The sequence below is a fragment of the Rhodococcus opacus genome (assembly GCF_012396235.1).
GTDB classification, from domain to species: Bacteria; Actinomycetota; Actinomycetes; order Mycobacteriales; family Mycobacteriaceae; genus Rhodococcus_F; species Rhodococcus_F opacus.
Genome location: NZ_JAAXPA010000001.1, coordinates 461,431 through 478,617, shown reverse-complemented (window position 1 = coordinate 478,617; position 17,187 = coordinate 461,431). Strand labels below are relative to the sequence as shown.

15 protein-coding genes are annotated in these 17,187 nt (G+C 67.3%); 9 read left to right on the top strand and 6 right to left on the bottom strand.

Translation table 11 applies throughout. From position 1 onward, the window contains the following. Positions 1-556, bottom strand: a 556-nt coding sequence (locus HGB39_RS01925; protein WP_210752445.1) for a VOC family protein, incomplete at its 3' end; no start/stop codon positions are given. 217 nt (positions 557-773) lie between these two features. Between HGB39_RS01925 and HGB39_RS01920 the strand changes: the two genes are divergently transcribed. Further along, the gene (locus tag HGB39_RS01920) at positions 774-1,421 is read left to right on the top strand and encodes an IclR family transcriptional regulator (protein ID WP_005570725.1); all 648 of its coding nucleotides are present in this window, start codon (positions 774-776) and stop codon (positions 1,419-1,421) included. 5 nt (positions 1,422-1,426) lie between these two features. Here the strand turns inward: HGB39_RS01920 and HGB39_RS01915 are convergent, their stop codons facing one another. Then, complete coding sequence (locus HGB39_RS01915; RefSeq protein WP_182623694.1) at positions 1,427-1,969, bottom strand: gamma carbonic anhydrase family protein; 543 nt, start codon at positions 1,967-1,969, stop codon at positions 1,427-1,429. A 213-nt stretch (positions 1,970-2,182) separates the two neighbouring features. Here HGB39_RS01915 and HGB39_RS01910 point away from each other — a divergent pair, with 213 nt between their 5' ends. The 4 genes from HGB39_RS01910 to HGB39_RS01895 all read left to right on the top strand — a co-directional run bounded on the left by HGB39_RS01910 (position 2,183) and on the right by HGB39_RS01895 (position 8,183). Then, positions 2,183-3,400 (top strand): CaiB/BaiF CoA transferase family protein, encoded by a 1,218-nt coding sequence (locus HGB39_RS01910; RefSeq protein ID WP_054247054.1) that lies wholly within the window; start codon positions 2,183-2,185, stop codon positions 3,398-3,400. Positions 3,401-3,416: 16 nt separating this feature from the next. Beyond that, positions 3,417-4,286, top strand: a complete 870-nt coding sequence (locus tag HGB39_RS01905) for a hydroxymethylglutaryl-CoA lyase (protein WP_005561919.1) — start codon at positions 3,417-3,419, stop codon at positions 4,284-4,286. Between the two features lie 28 nt (positions 4,287-4,314). Continuing rightward, a complete protein-coding gene (locus tag HGB39_RS01900; protein WP_054247057.1) occupies positions 4,315-5,682 on the top strand; it encodes an SLC13 family permease in 1,368 nt (455 codons plus the stop codon). Positions 5,683-5,903: 221 nt separating this feature from the next. Continuing rightward, positions 5,904-8,183: a SulP family inorganic anion transporter gene (locus tag HGB39_RS01895; protein ID WP_005561915.1), complete on the top strand. Its 2,280-nt coding sequence runs from the start codon at positions 5,904-5,906 to the stop codon at positions 8,181-8,183. A 1-nt stretch (position 8,184) separates the two neighbouring features. Here the strand turns inward: HGB39_RS01895 and HGB39_RS01890 are convergent, their stop codons facing one another. After that, complete coding sequence (locus tag HGB39_RS01890; protein ID WP_005255915.1) at positions 8,185-9,081, bottom strand: AurF N-oxygenase family protein; 897 nt, start codon at positions 9,079-9,081, stop codon at positions 8,185-8,187. 99 nt (positions 9,082-9,180) lie between these two features. Beyond that, positions 9,181-10,764, bottom strand: coding sequence for an MFS transporter (locus HGB39_RS01885; protein ID WP_005255916.1), 1,584 nt, complete (start codon positions 10,762-10,764; stop codon positions 9,181-9,183). 90 nt (positions 10,765-10,854) lie between these two features. On the opposite strand from HGB39_RS01885, the gene HGB39_RS01880 reads away from it, so the two are divergent. After that, positions 10,855-11,526 (top strand): TetR/AcrR family transcriptional regulator, encoded by a 672-nt coding sequence (locus HGB39_RS01880; protein WP_043787452.1) that lies wholly within the window; start codon positions 10,855-10,857, stop codon positions 11,524-11,526. A 204-nt stretch (positions 11,527-11,730) separates the two neighbouring features. Here the strand turns inward: HGB39_RS01880 and HGB39_RS01875 are convergent, their stop codons facing one another. Continuing rightward, positions 11,731-12,786 (bottom strand): adenylate/guanylate cyclase domain-containing protein, encoded by a 1,056-nt coding sequence (locus HGB39_RS01875; RefSeq protein ID WP_054247079.1) that lies wholly within the window; start codon positions 12,784-12,786, stop codon positions 11,731-11,733. A 163-nt stretch (positions 12,787-12,949) separates the two neighbouring features. Here HGB39_RS01875 and HGB39_RS01870 point away from each other — a divergent pair, with 163 nt between their 5' ends. The 3 genes from HGB39_RS01870 (at position 12,950) to HGB39_RS01860 (ending at position 15,394) form a co-directional block, all read left to right on the top strand. Further along, complete coding sequence (locus tag HGB39_RS01870; protein WP_064080885.1) at positions 12,950-13,663, top strand: DUF6319 family protein; 714 nt, start codon at positions 12,950-12,952, stop codon at positions 13,661-13,663. Positions 13,664-13,784: 121 nt separating this feature from the next. Then, positions 13,785-14,438, top strand: a complete 654-nt coding sequence (locus tag HGB39_RS01865; protein ID WP_005255921.1) for a S1 family peptidase — start codon at positions 13,785-13,787, stop codon at positions 14,436-14,438. A 65-nt stretch (positions 14,439-14,503) separates the two neighbouring features. Beyond that, positions 14,504-15,394 carry an IS982 family transposase gene (locus HGB39_RS01860; protein ID WP_064080884.1) on the top strand — a complete coding sequence of 297 codons (891 nt, stop codon included), beginning with the start codon at positions 14,504-14,506 and terminating at the stop codon, positions 15,392-15,394. A gap of 91 nt (positions 15,395-15,485) precedes the next feature. Here HGB39_RS01860 and ilvD read toward each other — a convergent pair whose 3' ends face one another. Continuing rightward, the gene (gene ilvD, locus HGB39_RS01855; protein ID WP_005561902.1) at positions 15,486-17,180 is read right to left on the bottom strand and encodes a dihydroxy-acid dehydratase; all 1,695 of its coding nucleotides are present in this window, start codon (positions 17,178-17,180) and stop codon (positions 15,486-15,488) included. Positions 17,181-17,187: the final 7 nt, after the last annotated feature.

Here is a 17,187-nt window from a genome sequence, read left to right as displayed (position 1 = left end):
TGCGGGCGATGTAGCCGGGCAGGTAGGGGCCGGTGTAGTTGCTGCGGTCGACGAGGGTGTGGCGGGTGTCGCCGTAGGTGGCGATCGCGGCGAGGCGGACGGTGCCGTGCTCGTCGGTCACCTCGTGGGGTTCGTCGAGGACGGTGGCGCCCTGGGCGCGGGCGTGGGCGATGCATTTGTCGACGTCGGGGACGGCGAGGGCGATGTCGACGACGCCGTCGCCGTGGGTGCGGTGGTGCTCGACCAGCGGACTCTGGGGGTCGACGGCGCCCTGGATGACGAAGCGGACGGCCCCGGATTCGAGGACGAAACTGTGGTGGTCGCGGTTGCCGGTGGTGGGTCCGGAGTAGGCGACCAGGGTCATCCCGAACGCGGACTGGAAGTAGTGGGCGGTCTGGGTGGCGTTGCCGACCACCCAGACGACGGCGTCCCAGCCGCTGACCGGGAACGGGTCGCGGGTGCCGTCGTATTCGACGAGCCCGACCAGCTGCTCGAGCTGGCCGAGGTCGAGACCTGCCAGACGTTCCTTGTCGGTGAGAGTCTGCTCGATCGTCATGATGGTGCCTTTCCTTGCAACGGTTTTCGGATGCCCGGGAGGTGAGCGCGACTACGCACCGGGGAAATGGCGAATGCCTGTCACAGAGGTAACCGGCCCCGGTTCCCGTCGTCAACCGGCACCCGGGCAACTAGCCGTATCGACGGGATGCGGACGGTCGCGCGCCGCTTTCCTATACAATCTGAATACTTCAATGGGGCAATAGAAATGGACTGCGATGGTTGCGCGGAGTGAGATCGGCGTCGGAGTGCTCGCCCGCGCGGTGGCGATCCTCGACGTCGTCGAGTCGAGCCCGATGGGCGCGAGCGACCTCGCCCGTGAACTCGACCTGTCCCTGTCGACCACGTACCGGCTGGCGACCGACATGGTCAAGCACGGCCTTCTGCGCAAGGATGAGGAAGGCCGCTTCTACCTGGGTCAGCGATTCGTCACCACGGCGTTGAGCGACCTCGCGATTCCGGCGCTGCGGGAATTGAGCGAGGCGACAGGGGAATCCGCGCAGTTGTGGGTTCGCCGGGGCGAATCCCGTCTCTGCGCCGCAAGCGTCGATTCCCAGCACGAACTGCGGGTGGCGTTGCCCGTCGGAACGTTGGTACCGCTACCGCAGGGGTCGAGCGGCCACGTGCTGTCCGGAGACTGGGAGGCAGACCCCGAAGCCGTGAAATCGGGTTGGTGGGTGTCGGTTTCGGAACGCACACCGGGATCCGCGTCCATCAGTGCGCCGGTCCGCAGGCACGGCGAGATCGTGGCTGCCGTGTGCGTGTCGGGTCCCGAGGGGCGGATGGGGAAGAACCTGGGTGCGTCGATGGGCCGCGCAGTCGTCGCTGCCGCGCGGCAGATCGAGAAATCCGTTCCGGGCGACTGACTCGCTCAGGCGATGTCGAACGTGGTGACGTCCGCCGACCGATGTTGCTGCGCCAGTTGACGGTAGACCGCTGCGTTGGCGGCGTTGTGGGCCACCTCGTCGTCGGTCAGTTCGCGACGCACCTTGGCGGGCACGCCGGCGACGAGTGAGCGCGGCGGAATTCGCGTGCCCTCGAGTACCAGCGCGCCGGCGGCGACCAGCGACTGCTCGCCGATCACCGCTCCGTTGAGGACGGTGGCTCCCATGCCCACGAGGGCGCCGTCCCCCACGGTGCAGCCGTGCAGGACGGCGTTGTGCCCCACACTGACGTTCCGGCCGACGACGACGGGGAAACCCGGATCGACGTGAACGGCCACTCCGTCCTGAATGTTGCTGCCCTCGCCGAGGGTGATGGAATCGCAATCGGCACGCAGCACCGCGCCGTACCAGACGCTGGTCTCCGCGCCGAGTGTTGCGGCGCCGATCACCGCGGCGGTCGGCGCGACCCACGTGGTCTTCTCCGCGCGCGGCGAACGTCCATCGATCGCAACGACGTGTGGTTCTCTCACCGTGTTCTCCTCCTGTCGAGCAGCGGATTCCTGCTGCATTCCGCAGCGTCCCGTCGTCCATTGTCGTGTGGCGCGGACTCCGGGCATTGCCAATTGTGACTGCTACCACTACCGTCATTCTTATCAGACGGGAATCTAACTGCCAAATAATGAGAATCAGCAGGTAGGAACCCAGTCGTCATCCAGTACAGATCGACGAGGGAGAACTCTCACATGCAGGTCCCAGAGAACGGCCCACTGCACGGCATCCGTGTGCTGGAACTCGGCAACTTCATCGCAGCCCCCATGGCGAGCCGCATCTTCGCCGACTTCGGCGCCGAGGTCGTCAAGATCGAGCGACCGGGCGTCGGCGACGAACTGCGGGGCTGGCGTCGCCGCCGCGGCGCGACGTCGATGATGTTTCGCACGATCGCGCGCAACAAGCGGTCCGTCACCCTCGACCTCCGGACCGACGAGGGCCGCGCGATCATTCTCGACCTCGCCGCGAAGTCGGATGTCGTCATCGAGAACTTCCGTCCAGGAACGCTCGAGCGGTGGGGGATCGGGCCCGACCAGCTGACGGCCGCCAACCCCGACATCGTGCTGGTCCGGATCTCCGGCTACGGGCAGACGGGCCCGTACCGGGAGCGCACCGGCTTCGGCGGCGTCGCCGAGGCCTTCGGCGGACTCCGGCACGTCACCGGCTATCCGGACCGTCAATCGGTCCGGGCCGCCGCCCCCATCGCCGACACGCTCGCCGGACTGCACGGCGCGATCGGCGCTCTGATGATGTTGCTGGCCAAGGCGAGGCAGGGCGATCACTCGACCCCGCGCGTCGCGGACGTGGCCCTGTACGAGTCGGTGTTCATGGCGATGGAATCCCTCGTCCCCGACTACGACGCGTACGGCATGGTCCGAGAACGGACCGCGGGCAACCTGCCCGGCGTGGTGCCCAGCGGCGTCTATCCGTGCGACGGCGGCTCCGTCATCATCGCCGGCAACTCGAGTGGCGTGTTCGGCCGGTTGATGCAGGCCGTGGGGCGCGGCGATCTGGCCGACGATCCCGAGCTCGCCGACGGTGATCAGCGATTCCGTCGGGAAGCCGAACTCGACGAGGCCATCTCGTCGTGGACGTCGGTGCGTCGCCCCCGCGACGTCGTCGCCGAACTCGGCGCCGCCGGTGTGCCCGTGGGCGAGGTGTACGACGCCGTGCAGATCGCCGACGACGAGCACTACAACGCCCGCGGCATGCTGCAGAGCCTGAAGGTGTCCGTCGACGGGGAACCCGAAGAGGTGCGCTTCCCCGGAGTGGTCCCGCAGCTCGACGGCGAACCCACACAGATCCGCTGGGCCGGACCCGAACTGGGTGAGCACACCGACGAGATCCTCGGCGGATTGCTGAATCTGTCGGGTGATCAGCTCGACGACTACCGCGCCCGCAACGTCATCTGAATCGGAGGAAAGTGAAATGTCAGTCACCATAACGGATGTCGTGCTGCGAGACGGACTGCAGGACGAGGATGTCGTCGTCTCCACCGACCACAAGATCGCCGTCGCGGACGCCCTCGTCGCCGCCGGTGTGAAGCACATCGAAGCGGCATCGTTCGTCTCACCCACGCGTGTCCCGCAGATGGCGGACGCCGACGACGTCATCGCCCGGCTGCCCCGCACCGACCCGTCGGTCACGTACAGCGCTCTGGCACTCAACCCGCGCGGGGTGCACCGTGCGATCGCGACCGGCATCGACGAGATCCAGGTCGTGACGTCCGCCAGCGCCGGGCACAGCACGGCGAACACGGGCCGGAACCCGGACGAGGCGCTGCACGGACTTGCCGAGGCATTGCAGAAGTACCCGGACCGGAGTTTCCTCGGAGGTGTGTCGACCGCGTTCGTCTGTCCGTTCGAGGGCATCATCGCCCCCGCCACACTGGTACGGGTGGCCAGCGCGATGGCCGCAATGGGTGTGCGCCGGCTCGGGCTGGCCGACACACTGGGGACGGCCACCACCGAGCAGGTGCTCGCATCGGCCGGGGCGGTACGCGACGCCCTCCCCGACATCGAACTGAGCCTGCACCTCCACAACGCGCACGGTCAGGCCCTGGGCACCGTGATCGCCGCGCACCGGCAGCTCGGCATCACGCACTTCGACAGTGCCATCGGCGGGTACGGCGGCTGCCCGTTCGCGCCCGGCGCCCACGGCAACCTCGCCACCGAGGAACTGGTCGCGCACCTGCACGCGCACGACATCGACACCGGTATCGATCAGCAGGCCCTCGGCCTCGCCGTCGACACCGTGAAACACGCTCTGGCCCAAGCTCGGCCCCTCACCGCAGTGTGATCTGCGAACTCACCTCGAAAGGCCGACCATGGTCTACACAATCTCCATCGTCGCTCTGATCGCGATCTTCACAGTGGCGACCCTCACCCCGATCAACATGGGCATCCTCGCGTTCGCCGGAGCGTTCGTCATCGGCGGCTGGGTGTCCGGGATCCCGGTCGAGGACATCATCGACGCCTTCCCCGGCAGCACGTTCATCATCGTCGGCGGCATCACGCTGCTGTTCGCCATAGCAAAGACGAACGGGACCATCGACCTCGTCATCGAGGCCTCGCTCCGACTCGTGCGCGGCAGGCGGTGGGCGATCCTGTGGATGATGTTCCTGCTGTCCGGACTGCTGATGGCCCTCGGGTCCGTCCTCGCGGTCGGGATGCTCGCCCCCATCGCAATGCCTCTCGCGGCCAAGAACAAGATCAACCCGTTCCTGATGGGTATGGTCATCAGCCATGGTGCCCTGGCCTGCGCGTTCTCACCCATCAATCTCTACGGCGCATTCATCAACGGACTGATGGACTCGACCGGCGTCGGATCGAATCCCCTGGTCCTGTTCGCTCTGCCGTTCGTCCTCAACCTGGCCATCGCGATCGTGCTGTTCCTGATCTACGGCCTCGACCTGATCGGTCGCCGCACTCCCCGCCCCGTCGAGGAGACGCCCGACGACGGAGGATTCGGCGGTTCCTCGCGCCGGCCGTCCGGGGGCGTGGCGTCGGGCAACGGCCCGGGCGGGAACACCGCGACCCTCACCGATCGCGAGGTCATCGAGGAGGCGCTGATCCACGAAGGCATGAAGCCGGTGAAGATGAATCGGTACCGGTTCGCGACGCTCGCCGGCATCGGCTTTCTCGTCGTCGGGTCGGTCGCGTTCGGAATCGACGTCGGCGTCAGCTCGATCTGCATCAGTGCGGTGCTGCTGCTGATGGCGCCCAAGTCGCACCCCAAGGTCATCGACAACGTGGCATGGCCGGCCGTGGTGCTCGTGTGCGGGATGCTCACCTACATGGCGGTCATGACGCAGAACGGCACGCTCGACTTCCTCGGCGATGCGGCGTCGGCTCTCGGATCGCCGTTGCTGACCGCGTTGATCCTCTGCTACGCGGTTGCGATCATCTCCGCGTTCGGATCGTCGATCGGTACCCTCGGCATCGCGTTGCCCCTCGCCGCGCCGATGCTCGCGATGGGAGAGGTCGGCGCCGTGGGATTCGTCGCGGCCCTGGCATTCTCCGCGACGGTGGTCGACGTCAGCCCGTTCTCGACGAACGGCGTGATGGTGCTCGCCAACGCGCAGGTCGAGGACAAGGGCCGTTTCCAGCGCAAGATGCTCGCCTACTGCGGTCTGATCGTGCTGTCGGCCCCGATGTTCGTCTGGGCACTGGTTGTCGTGCCCACGTCCGTCTAGGTCCGACCGGCCGTGCCGGTCACCGTTTTCCCTCGGTGACCGGCACGTCTCACAGTGTGAGAGCGGGCGACGTGAACTTTGTGAACTTTAAGCTTCATGTAATGGACTGTTGTCCAATAGTTTTCGATTCAACTGGGTGAAAAGTGCTGTCACAGTGACACATGCCACAAGACCCCGTCCGTTTCGGGCGTTTCGTCGTTCTCCGCCCGTAAGGTGACGACATGTCGATCCTCGAGAACGAGAAAGCACCCCCATCCGGTGCACCCGCCCCCGGACCGACCCTCGGCGAAAGGTTGCGAGATAACGCGCGATACGACCTGCCCGCGTCGCTCGTCGTCTTCCTCGTTGCACTGCCGCTGTCGCTCGGTATCGCGATCGCGTCCGACGCCCCGATCATGGCGGGGCTCATCGCGGCGATCGTCGGCGGTGTGGTGGCGGGTTCCATCGGTGGCTCACCACTCCAGGTCAGCGGTCCTGCCGCCGGATTGACCGTGGTGGTAGCAGAATTGGTCGCCACATTCGGCTGGAAGGCCACGTGCGCGATCACCGTCGCAGCCGGATTCCTTCAAATCATCTTCGGGCTCAGTAGAATTGCCCGTGCAGCCCTGGCCATCGCGCCGGTCGTGGTCCACGCCATGCTGGCCGGTATCGGAATCACGATCGCCCTCCAGCAGATTCACGTCCTACTCGGTGGCAGCTCGCACAGCTCGACCATCGAGAACCTCACTCAGCTCCCCGGCCAGCTGACGTCCGCCCGCTACGGCGACGTCCTCGTGGGAACGGTGGTCATCGCCGTCCTGCTGTTCTGGAAGAAGATCCCCGGCAAGCTGCAGGTGCTCCCCGGCCCGCTGGTCGCCGTCGTCGCCGCCACCGTTCTGTCCCTTGTCCTCCCACTCGACATCGATCGAATCACGTTGGACGGCTCCCTGTTCGACGCCGTGGCACTGCCTTCGATGCCGGACGGCCCGTGGCTCGCAGTGGCCACCGGCGTACTCACGGTCGCGTTGATCGCGAGCGTCGAGAGCCTGTTGTCCGCGGTCTCCGTCGACAAGATGCACGGCGGCACGCGTTCGGAGTTCAACCGTGAACTCGTCGGTCAGGGCTCGGCCAACATGCTCTCGGGTCTCATCGGCGGCCTGCCGGTCACCGGTGTGATCGTGCGCAGTTCCACCAACGTGGCCGCCGGGGCGCGCACCCGGGCGTCCGCCGTGCTGCACGGCGTGTGGATCCTCGTCTTCGCCGCGCTGCTCACCGGGCTCGTCGAGCAGATCCCGATGGCAGCGCTGGCCGGCCTCCTCATCGTGATCGGCATCCAGCTCGTCAAAATGGCTCATCTGCGGACGGCCCGGCGCACCGGCGACCTGTGGGTGTACGGCGTGACCGTGGCCGGCGTGGTCTTCCTGAACCTGCTCGAGGGTGTGATCATCGGCCTCGCACTCGCGGTGGTCCTGCTGTTGTGGCGGGTCATCCACCCCAAGATGCGGGCCGAACCTGTCGGCTCCGAGGATTCCGGGCGGTGGCGCGTGACCGTCGAGGGGTCGTGCAGCTTCCTGTCCATGCCGGCGTTGACGGGGATCCTCGCGAAGGTGCCCGAGGGCGCGCACGTCACCGTGGAACTGGCGGTCGACTTCCTCGACCACGCCATGTTCGAGGCGATCGACGACTGGAAGCGTCACCACGAGCGGAACGGCGGAACGGTCGTGATCGACGCGCTCGGTCCCGTCGACATGGACGCCGTCGGCGCGTCGCCGCCCCGGCGCGGCATCGGCGTGGTGAGCTCCCGCGGGTTCGCCCCGTGGAAGAGCTGGCAGCCGCGGCACACCGACACCGAGGACTCCACCACCACACCGGCGGCACTCCGGCCGGTCCTCGCGGGAGTGTCGGAGTATCACCGGCGGAACGCGGCTCAGCTGCTCCCGCACCTCGACGAACTCCGGGACGGGCAGCGCCCCGACTCGTTGTTCCTCACCTGCTCCGATTCACGCATCGTGCCGAACGTGATCACCAGCAGCGGTCCGGGCGACCTGTTCACGGTGCGCAACGTGGGCAACCTCGTCCCGACCGGGAAACAGGACGTGTCGGTCGAGGCGGGACTGGCCTTCGCCCTCGACGAACTCGAGGTCAGCTCGGTGATCGTGTGCGGCCACTCCGGCTGCGGCGCGATGAAGGCCGTGCTCGCGAGTGCACCGACCGAGACCGACGGGTCCGATCGCGACGCCGTCGAACAGTGGCTGACGTTCGCGCAGCCGAGCCGGAACGCGTTCCTCAGCGGTCATCCGGTGGCACGTGCAGCGGCCGAACTCGGATTCGACGAGGTCGACCAGCTGGGCATGGTGAACGTGGCGGTCCAGGTGCAAACCCTCGGGCGCCATCCCCTCGTCGGCGCGGCAGCGGCCGAGGGTCGAGTACGCGTCGCGGGAATGTTCTTCGACATTCCGTCCGCCCGCGTACTCGAGATCACCTCGACCGGTGTGTCCTACCTGGACCACGTCCCCACATGATTCAGAGGAGATGGACCCTCTTGTAGAGGCGCTTGGACGGGCCGCCGACGAGGCCGACGCCATCGAGGAACTGCATCAACTTGGAACCGGACGTGCGAACGGTGTCCTTGTAGTGCTGGTTGTTCTTGGCCTCGGCGGCGGCCCGCTCCGGGTCGAGTCCGGCATTCGCATACACGTCCTTGCGGATCATGCTCTTCATCACGAAGTACACGACCACCGCGGTGTTGAGCCGCTCGAACTGCAGCCGAGCCCAGCTGGCGCCCTCGATGCGGCGGCCGACCTCTTCGCGGGCGAAGCGGATGTGGCGGGCCTCTTCGAGGACGTGGATCTTGCTGACCGTGCGGGTGACGGGCTGCACGCGCTCGTCCTTCATGAAGTCGCGCTGCATCATGTCGAGGATCTCCTCGGCGGCCATCACGCTGGCGTACGCGTTCGCGCCCCGGAAGAAGCCACCCCAGATGCGTCCGAGCTTGTGGATCGCGGGGTGCGGTCCGTAGCTCGGCATGTTGAGGCGTTCACCGGCGCGGGCGAACATCACCGAGTGGCGGCATTCGTCGGCCACCTCGGTGAGCGCGAACTGGACGTGGCGCGAGTGCTTGTCGCGGCCGTACACGTCGCGCAGGAGCATCTGCATGAGCAGGATCTCGAACCACAGTCCGACGCTGGACACGCTGGCGGCCTCGTGCTTGGTGAGCTCGATCTTCTGTTCTTCGGTCATTTCGTCCCAGAGGGCGGTGCCGTAGAGCGTGCTCCACTCAGGGGTGAGACCGAACTTGTCGTCGGGGATCGGTGCTTCCCAGTCGACCTCGACCATCGGGTCGTAGGACTTGCGTGCCGACGACGCCAGCAAGCGCTGGGCGGTCTCTTCGCGGTCGGAGACGACGATCGATGCGGTCATCACTACCCCTTGTTCTGTGACTAGGCGGTCAACTAACTGTGACATTCAGTAACTGATACTGAACGATACAATGACGGCGGTCACAAGGGCAACGTCCGCTCAGTCGACGTCGGCCAGTTCCTCGTCCTTCCGCGGCGCCGGAGACGACCCTTTCCGGCCCGGCGCCCACACCGCGAGCACCACCGCGGACGCAAAGCACACGCAGGCCAGGGCGATGGACGCCTCGTCCATTCCCTCGAGGAACGCTTTCCGGGCGAAGCTCGCGAGCTGCTCGCCCTGCGGGCCCGCCGACTGGGCGACGTGCAGCGCGGCCGCCAGGGAACTCGACACGGGCTCCTTCGCGACGTCGGGGACGGCGTCGACGGCCGGCTGGACGTGCCTGCCGTACCCCGCGGCCAGGATGCTGCCTGCCAGTGCGACGCCGATCGCCGCCCCGATCTCGCGTGCCGTGTCGTTGACCGCGGACGCCACTCCCTGTTTCTCATCGGGAGTGTTCTGCACGATTGCGGTGGTGGCGGGTGCCGTGCACAGGCCGATGCCGAACGCGGCCACGACCAGCGGCAGAGCCACCTGGGGGTAACTCGAGTACTCGTCGAGCCGGACCATCAGCAGGATTCCGACACCGAGGATCGCGGCGCCGACGGACAGCAACGGGCGGAGGCCGACATAGGGGAGGACGAACGGCATCCCCGCGGACAGCATCATCACGGGTACCGCGATGGGGGCGAGCGCGAGCGCCGACTCCAGCGGCGAGTAGCTCAGCACCAGTTGCAGGTACTGCACCGCGAAGAAGAAGAGCCCGAGGATGGCGAGGAACTGCATCAGCAACGACATCGACCCCGACCCGAAGGCGCGGTTGGCGAAGAGCCTGACGTCGAGGAGCGGATGCTCGCGGCGCAACTCGACGAGCGCGAACGCCACCGCGGCGGCGACGCCACCCGCCATGAGTCCGACGACGGCAGGGTCCAGCCAGCCGCGGTGCGGCGCCTCGATCGTGCCGAGCACGAACAGGCCCACCGCCGCCGCGATCGTCACGGTGCCGGGAAGGTCGAGCGGCGCCTGGTCGGTCTGGCGTGAGGAGGCGATGGTGAATCCGGTGAGGAAGAGGACGCCGGACACCACGGCGAGGCTCACGAAGATCGCCTTCCACGACCACTGTTCGAGCAGCAGTCCCGAGACCAGCAGTCCGGCGATCGCGCCCGACCCGGCGACACCCGACCAGATGCCGACGGCCCGGCCGCGCTGGGACAGTGGAAAACCGGCGGTGAGCAGCGACAGCGTCGCCGGCATCACGAAGGCCGCGCCGATGCCGGCGACCGCGCGGGACCCGATGATCCACTCCGGGCTGTCGTTCAGGATCGGAATGGCGGCACCCAGGCCGAAGATCAGCAGTCCGAACATGAGGAGGCCGCGGCGGCCGTAGCGGTCGCCGAGTGCGCCGGCGGGAAGCAGGAGTGCGGCGAGGGTGAGGGTGTAGCCGTCGACGATCCAGGTGAGCTGGCTCTGGCTGGCGCCGGTGTCGCGGGCGAGGTCGGGCAGGGCGGTGTTCAGTGCGGCCATCGCCGCAACGACGAGTGCGACCGCGCAGCACGCGACGGTCAGCATCCAGATCTGCCGAAGGGTCCAGCCGGTGGTGTTGCTCTGTTCGGTGTCCTGCGGTGGTGCGGAGTCCCGAGAGCGCACGATGTAATCCCTCCGTGGAAGTAACGAGACTGTCAGTATCGTTGGTAGACTGGTAGTTCACAAGAGGTGCGGCAGTGGCAGGAACGGGCGGTGCAGATGACCGAGCAGGATCCCCGCAGGCAGCGCTCTCGCGCGAGACTTCTCGACGCCGCGACAACTCTTCTCGCGAAGGGTGGCACCGACGCCGTGACGATCGACGCCGTCACCAAGCTGGCGAACGTGGCTCGGGCCACGCTCTACCGGCATTTCGGCAACGGCACCGAACTGGTCGCCGCGGCGTTCGGGCGGTTGCTCCCACCCGCGCCGACCGTGCCCGCCGACGGCGACCTCCGCGACCGGCTGGTCGAGCTGATGGTCAGTCAGGCGAAACTCATCGAGAGTGCCCCCATGAACGTGACGGCCATGTGCTGGCTCGGCATGGGCCCCGCGCTGGACGACTACTCGAGCGCGGCCGCTGTCGAGTCGGACAAACCGGAACTGCGGACGCTGAGGCAGACCATCGTCGAGCAGTACCGGGCGGCGTTCGACCAGGTCTTCGGCACACCCGAGGCGGCCGAACGCCTCGGCGAATTCGACTACGACCTCGCTCTCGCCCAACTCATCGGACCACTCGTCTTCACCCGGCTCGCGACCCTGACCCCGCTGGGACGGACCGCGTGTGAGCAGATCGTCGACGACTTCCTCGCCGCACGCGCCGCCCAGGTCGCCGCCGGTCCCGCGAAGCCGACGCTCCTCGAGATACCGCCTGCTCAGGCATTGTGACGTCGACAGCTCCGCGCGTCGTCATTACCGTGGCACGTGCGCGCGGCACCGGATGCCGCGCGTATCGAATGAATGGTGTGGGAAGGTTTCTCGATGATCACTGATGCACTCAACTGGCTCCTCGGTGCTTGGGGCGGCGTCGCCGCCGGCAGCAGCGGATACTCCATCCCGCCCGGAACCCTTCCCTTCGGAAGCTGACAGTCGCTAGGCGTCCCGGTCTCGACGCAGCACGAACTGTTCGAGTCGTCGAATCCCTCGAACACGTCGTGGACGTAGCTGCTTGAGGTAGTAACCGGGAGCGTCGGCGAGTTCGTGGGCGAGCGCCTCGTCGATCAGCACCGTGCCGGGACGCGCCGAACCGGTGAGTCGCGCCGCGGTGTTGACGACGGAGCCGTAGAGGTCGCCGAACCGGACGAGCACCGGACCCATCGCGAGTCCTACCCGCAGTTCGGGGTCCGCCTCGTCCGGCAGAACCTGCTCCTGCAGCTGCAGGGCGATCTCCGCCGCATCGGACGGCGACTCGACGGCGAACATCACCTCGTCGCCGACCGTCTTCACCACCCACCCCTGATGGCGGCCGATGACCGACGTCGACGCCGACTCGAAACGTTCCAGAAGGTCGCTCAGTTCCCGCGCGCCGAGCTGACGGGTCAACGACGTGTACCCGACGATGTCCGCGAAGCCGACCACCAGTTTCCGGCTCGCGACCTCCTCGCCGGGATTCCCGACGTTGCGACCGGTGGTCGAGGCGATGTGCCTGCGCCACACGTACGCCTGCAACGACTCGACCGCCGGAAGGATCTCGGCGGTGAGTTCGCGCACCTGCTCCCGGATGGCCTGCTCGTCGCTGCCCGCGGACCCGGCGAGTTGATCGACGATGTGGGTGCTGATCAACGAGACCTGCCATTCGGCGAGCCGCGACATCGACTGGCCGAGAGCACGAGCCGCCGCCACTTCGCGTTCCGGTGAGATGATCCCCTGGTCGACGAGCGACGCGATGGTGCGCAACGCGGCGGCGTCCCCCTCGGTGAACATGACGCCGTCCGGATCGGTGTCGACCGCGAAACCCATCGACACCCACAGGCGATCCGCCCGTTCGAGGGATACCCCCGCGAAGTCGGCGATCTCGGTCCGCGTGTAGCGGCGGGGCCCGCCCAGAAGCGACTCCTCGAGATCGGCCTGGACGTCGCGGAGCAGGGTCGGTGAGATCTCCGTCGTCGTTGCGGTCTCGTCGCCGTTCTCCGGTGCTTCCGAGGTCACGTCGTTCCTCTCGATACGGTCGATGCGCACGCATGGTCGCGGTGCGTCCATTCCCCTCAATCTGCCACTGTGCGAGCCCGTCCGATGCGGAACCGTCGGTGGGGTGTGCGAGAGTTGCGGTGCTCACGAGCGTAACCAGGAGACAGACCAGAAAGGACAGCGCATGCCGCCCCGTAGACGTTCCGGTGCCGCCGCACCGGATCACCTGACCGCGGAGAATCTCGAGACCCTCGCTGCCGCGATCGCGGAAGGTAAGCGGGCCACCGTGTATCTGCGCGAGGCGATGCCCAGCCTCGGGCTCGAGGCCGGAGCCTCGGCGAAAGTTATCTCCGTGCAAGGCAATACGCTCTTGATCCGCCCCAAAGGCGTCGACGACGAGCTCCCCTTCGAAGCGGAGGAGCTTCTGATGAGACGAATTCCGGCCGCCAAGTCTGCGCCCGCGCCCGCCGCTCCCGCGACCCCGGTCGTGCACCAGGAGATCGAGCCCGGTCCGCCCCCCGCCCCCAAGACTCCGGCCGCCAAGACCGTCGCGTCGCCTGCGCCCGCCGCCACCGCGGTCCCGAAACCCGCCGCGGTACCGGCCAAACGCACCAGCAAGAAGGTGCCCGCGGGAGTCAGCGTCACCATCCACGCCGGCGCCGACAACGACTGGAGCGTCACCGTCGCGCACGGAGCCAAGCGTCCCGGCAAGGCCGTCCCCGTCTCGCCGGACGCCGTCGAGCGTGCCGTCCGGGAACTCGGGGAGGAGACGGCGATCGAGGCCGTCGAGTCGATCATCGTGGCGGCACGCAACCTCGCGGCGGCCCGGGTGGACGAGCTGAGCCGGCAACTCGAGGACGCCCGCAAAGCACTGGAGGCGCTCGGCGCCGTCGAGTAGCGCCCGGGTCGGCAACGGTCGCGGTCTCTACATCGGCATTCCCCCACGCAGGTCTTGTGCGGGGTGGGATTCTTATGGGGAGACACGCGGCCGTCGGGGCTCATCCGGGAAGGTTCGAAAAATGTTGAAACGATTCGCGGCGGTTGTTGCGGCGACAGCGGGAATTCTGGGATTCGTTGCGGCGGGGTCCGCGACAGCAGCTCCGGCCGCCGTCTTGGGGGGCGGTTCGGGGATCGTGGTGAACGACGAACTCGTCTGCTCACTCACCACCATCGGACACGACAACGCGGGCCGGCTCGTCGGCCTGACAGCGGGCCACTGCGGTGAATCGGGTTCCTACGTGGTGCCCGAGGCCAGCCAGGACAGCGGCATCGTCGGAACGTTCGTCGTCTCCAACCCCGTTCTCGACTACGCGGTGATCCAGTTCGACCCGGCGAAGGTCGTCCCGGTCAACAGGGTGGGCGGCGTCACCATCACCAACATCGGCGCACCGGCAGCCTTCCCACAGGTGGCGTGCAAGGAAGGCCGCACCACGGGCAACACCTGCGGCATCGTCTACGGCGACCTCATGCAGACGGGTGAGACGTGGACCCAGGCCTGCGTGATCGAGGGTGACTCGGGCGCACCGATGGTCGTCGGCACCACCCTGGTGGCCATGGTCAACGCCTACCTCGCGGCACCGTGCATCGGCCCGGAGATCGGCACCAACCTCAACTCGATCATCGCCGACATGAACGCGAGCGGCGGTCCCGGCGCCGGGTTCCGGCCCATCTAGATGATTGATTCCTTGAAGGTGTGTCGCTGCGCGGCTGGTAGGCGGAGGGTTTCCAAGATCAAAGCGTGACCAAAGAACTGGAAACCCTCCTGACCGAACTGTATGTGCTCATCGATGATCATGTCGTCGAACCCCGCTCCGGTCGGGGTCGGCGGCCCGTGCTCAGCGACGCCGAACTGCTCACCCTGACCGTGGCGCAGATGCTGCTCGGCTTCGATTGTGAACGCCGGTGGATCCGGCACGCCCACCACAGCGTCGAGTTGCGTGCTCTGTTCCCCTACATTCCCGGACAGTCGGACTACAACAAACGTGTCAGGGCGGCACGAGGGCTGCTGTGCAAGACAATTCGACTCCTCGCCGAGGTGTCCCCGTCGTGGTTCGACGACCTGTGGATCACCGACGCCACCCCGGTGCCCTGCGGGATGTCTCGTGAAACGGTGAAGCGGTCGGACCTGGCCGGGCACGCGGGATACGGCTACTGCGCCTCCCATTCGCGCTTCTACTGGGGGCTGAAGCTGTACCTGGTCTGCGCCGGCGACGGGATGCCGATCATGTGGTGCCTGGCGAATCCGAAACTCGGTGAACGTGAGGTGGTGACCGCGCTGCTCGAACGCGATCATCACCTGATTCGGTCGGGGCAGATCCTGCTCGCCGACAAAGGCTTCTCCGGCGCACAGTTCGCCGCCACCACCGCCGCGATGGGTCTGCGGCTGCTGCGACCGGACCGCAAGGACGAAACCTACAAGAACGGCAATCTCGGCGGGGTGCGGCAGTGGATCGAATCGGTCAACCACACGTTGAAAGGGCAGCTTGGCCTGGAAGAACACGGTGGCCGTACCACGCACGGGGTGTTCGCCCGCGTCGCCCAGCGCGTGTTGGCGATGGCCGCCGGCATCTGGCACAACTGGAACATCGGCGCCGCCGCCAAGCGATCATTTATCGCCTACGACCACTGATCCGTTCAAGGAATCAATCATCTAGGCCCTTCGGGCTCGTGCGCCTTTTTGGTAGCCAGGACAACCAGAAAGGCGCACGGGCGCGAAGCGCCTACCCGCAGACGGCGCCGCCCGAGGCGGAGCCGACGAGCTTCGTGTACTTGGCCAGGACCCCGCGGGTGTAGCGCGGGGGCAGAGGCTCCCACCCGTTCTTACGGCCGGCGAGTTCCTCCTCGTCGACGAGCAGTTCGAGGGTGCCCGTCCCGACGTCCAGTCGGATCTGGTCGCCGTCGCGGACGAACGCGATGGGACCGCCGTCGACGGCCTCCGGTGCCACGTGGCCGACGCACAGGCCGGTGGTGCCGCCGGAGAATCGGCCGTCGGTGAGCAGGAGGACGTCCTTGCCCAGTCCGGCACCCTTGATCGCGCCGGTGATCGCGAGCATCTCGCGCATGCCGGGTCCGCCCTTGGGACCCTCGTAGCGGATGACCACGACGTCGCCGTTCGTGATGGTGCCGTCCTCGAGGGCGTCCATCGCGGCGCGTTCCCGTTCGAAGACGCGGGCGGTGCCGGTGAAGACGTCGGAGTCGAACCCGGCCGACTTCACCACCGCGCCGCCCGGGGCGAGGGAACCCTTGAGGATCGTGATTCCGCCGGTCGGGTGGATGGGCGAGCTCATCGCGCGGAGCACCTTGCCGTCGGGGTCGGGAGGGGCGATGGCCGACAGGTTCTCGGCCATGGTCCTGCCGGTGACGGTGAGGCAGTCGCCGTGCAGCATCCCGGCGTCGAGCAGGGCCTTCATGATGACGGGGACGCCGCCGATGTGGTCGACGTCCTTCATCACGTGCTTGCCGAACGGTTTGACGTCCGCGAGGTGCGGGACGCGGGCGCCGACGCGGGAGAAGTCGTCGAGGGTCAGTTCCACATCCGCTTCGCTCGCGATCGCCAGCAGGTGCAGGACGGCGTTGGTGGAGCCGCCGAACGCCATGACCACGGCGATGGCGTTCTCGAACGCCTCCTTGGTGAGGATGTCCCTGGCGGTGATGCCGCGTCGGAGCAGTTCGACGACGGCTTCACCGCTGCGCCTCGCGAATCCGTCGCGACGACGGTCGGTGGCGGGCGGGGAGGCGCTGCCGGGCAGCGACATGCCGAGTGCCTCGGCGGCACTGGCCATCGTGTTCGCGGTGTACATTCCGCCGCACGCGCCCTCGCCGGGACAGATGGCTCGTTCGATGGCGTCGACGTCCTCACGGCTCATCAGTCCGCGCGAGCAGGCGCCGACCGCCTCGAACGCGTCGATGATGGTGACGTCGCGTTCGGTGCCGTCCGACATTTTGGCGACACCCGGCAGGATCGAACCGGCGTAGAGGAACACGCTCGCGAGGTCGAGGCGGGCCGCGGCCATCAGCATGCCGGGCAGCGACTTGTCGCAACCGGCGAGCAGCACCGATCCGTCGAGGCGTTCGGCCTGCATCACCGTTTCCACACTGTCGGCGATCACCTCACGGGAGACGAGGGAGAAGTGCATGCCCTCGTGTCCCATCGAGATGCCGTCGGACACGGAGATGGTGCCGAACTCGAGGGGGTACCCGCCCGCGGCGTGGACGCCGTCCTTGACGGCCTTCGCGAGCCGGTCGAGCGACAGGTTGCAGGGGGTGATCTCGTTCCAGGACGACGCCACGCCGATCTGGGACTTTCCCCAGTCGTCGTCGCCCATGCCCACCGCACGGAGCATTCCGCGCGCTGCGGTCTTCTCCAATCCGTCGGTGACGTCGCGGCTGCGGGGTTTGGGATCCGGGGTACTCATGTCTCCC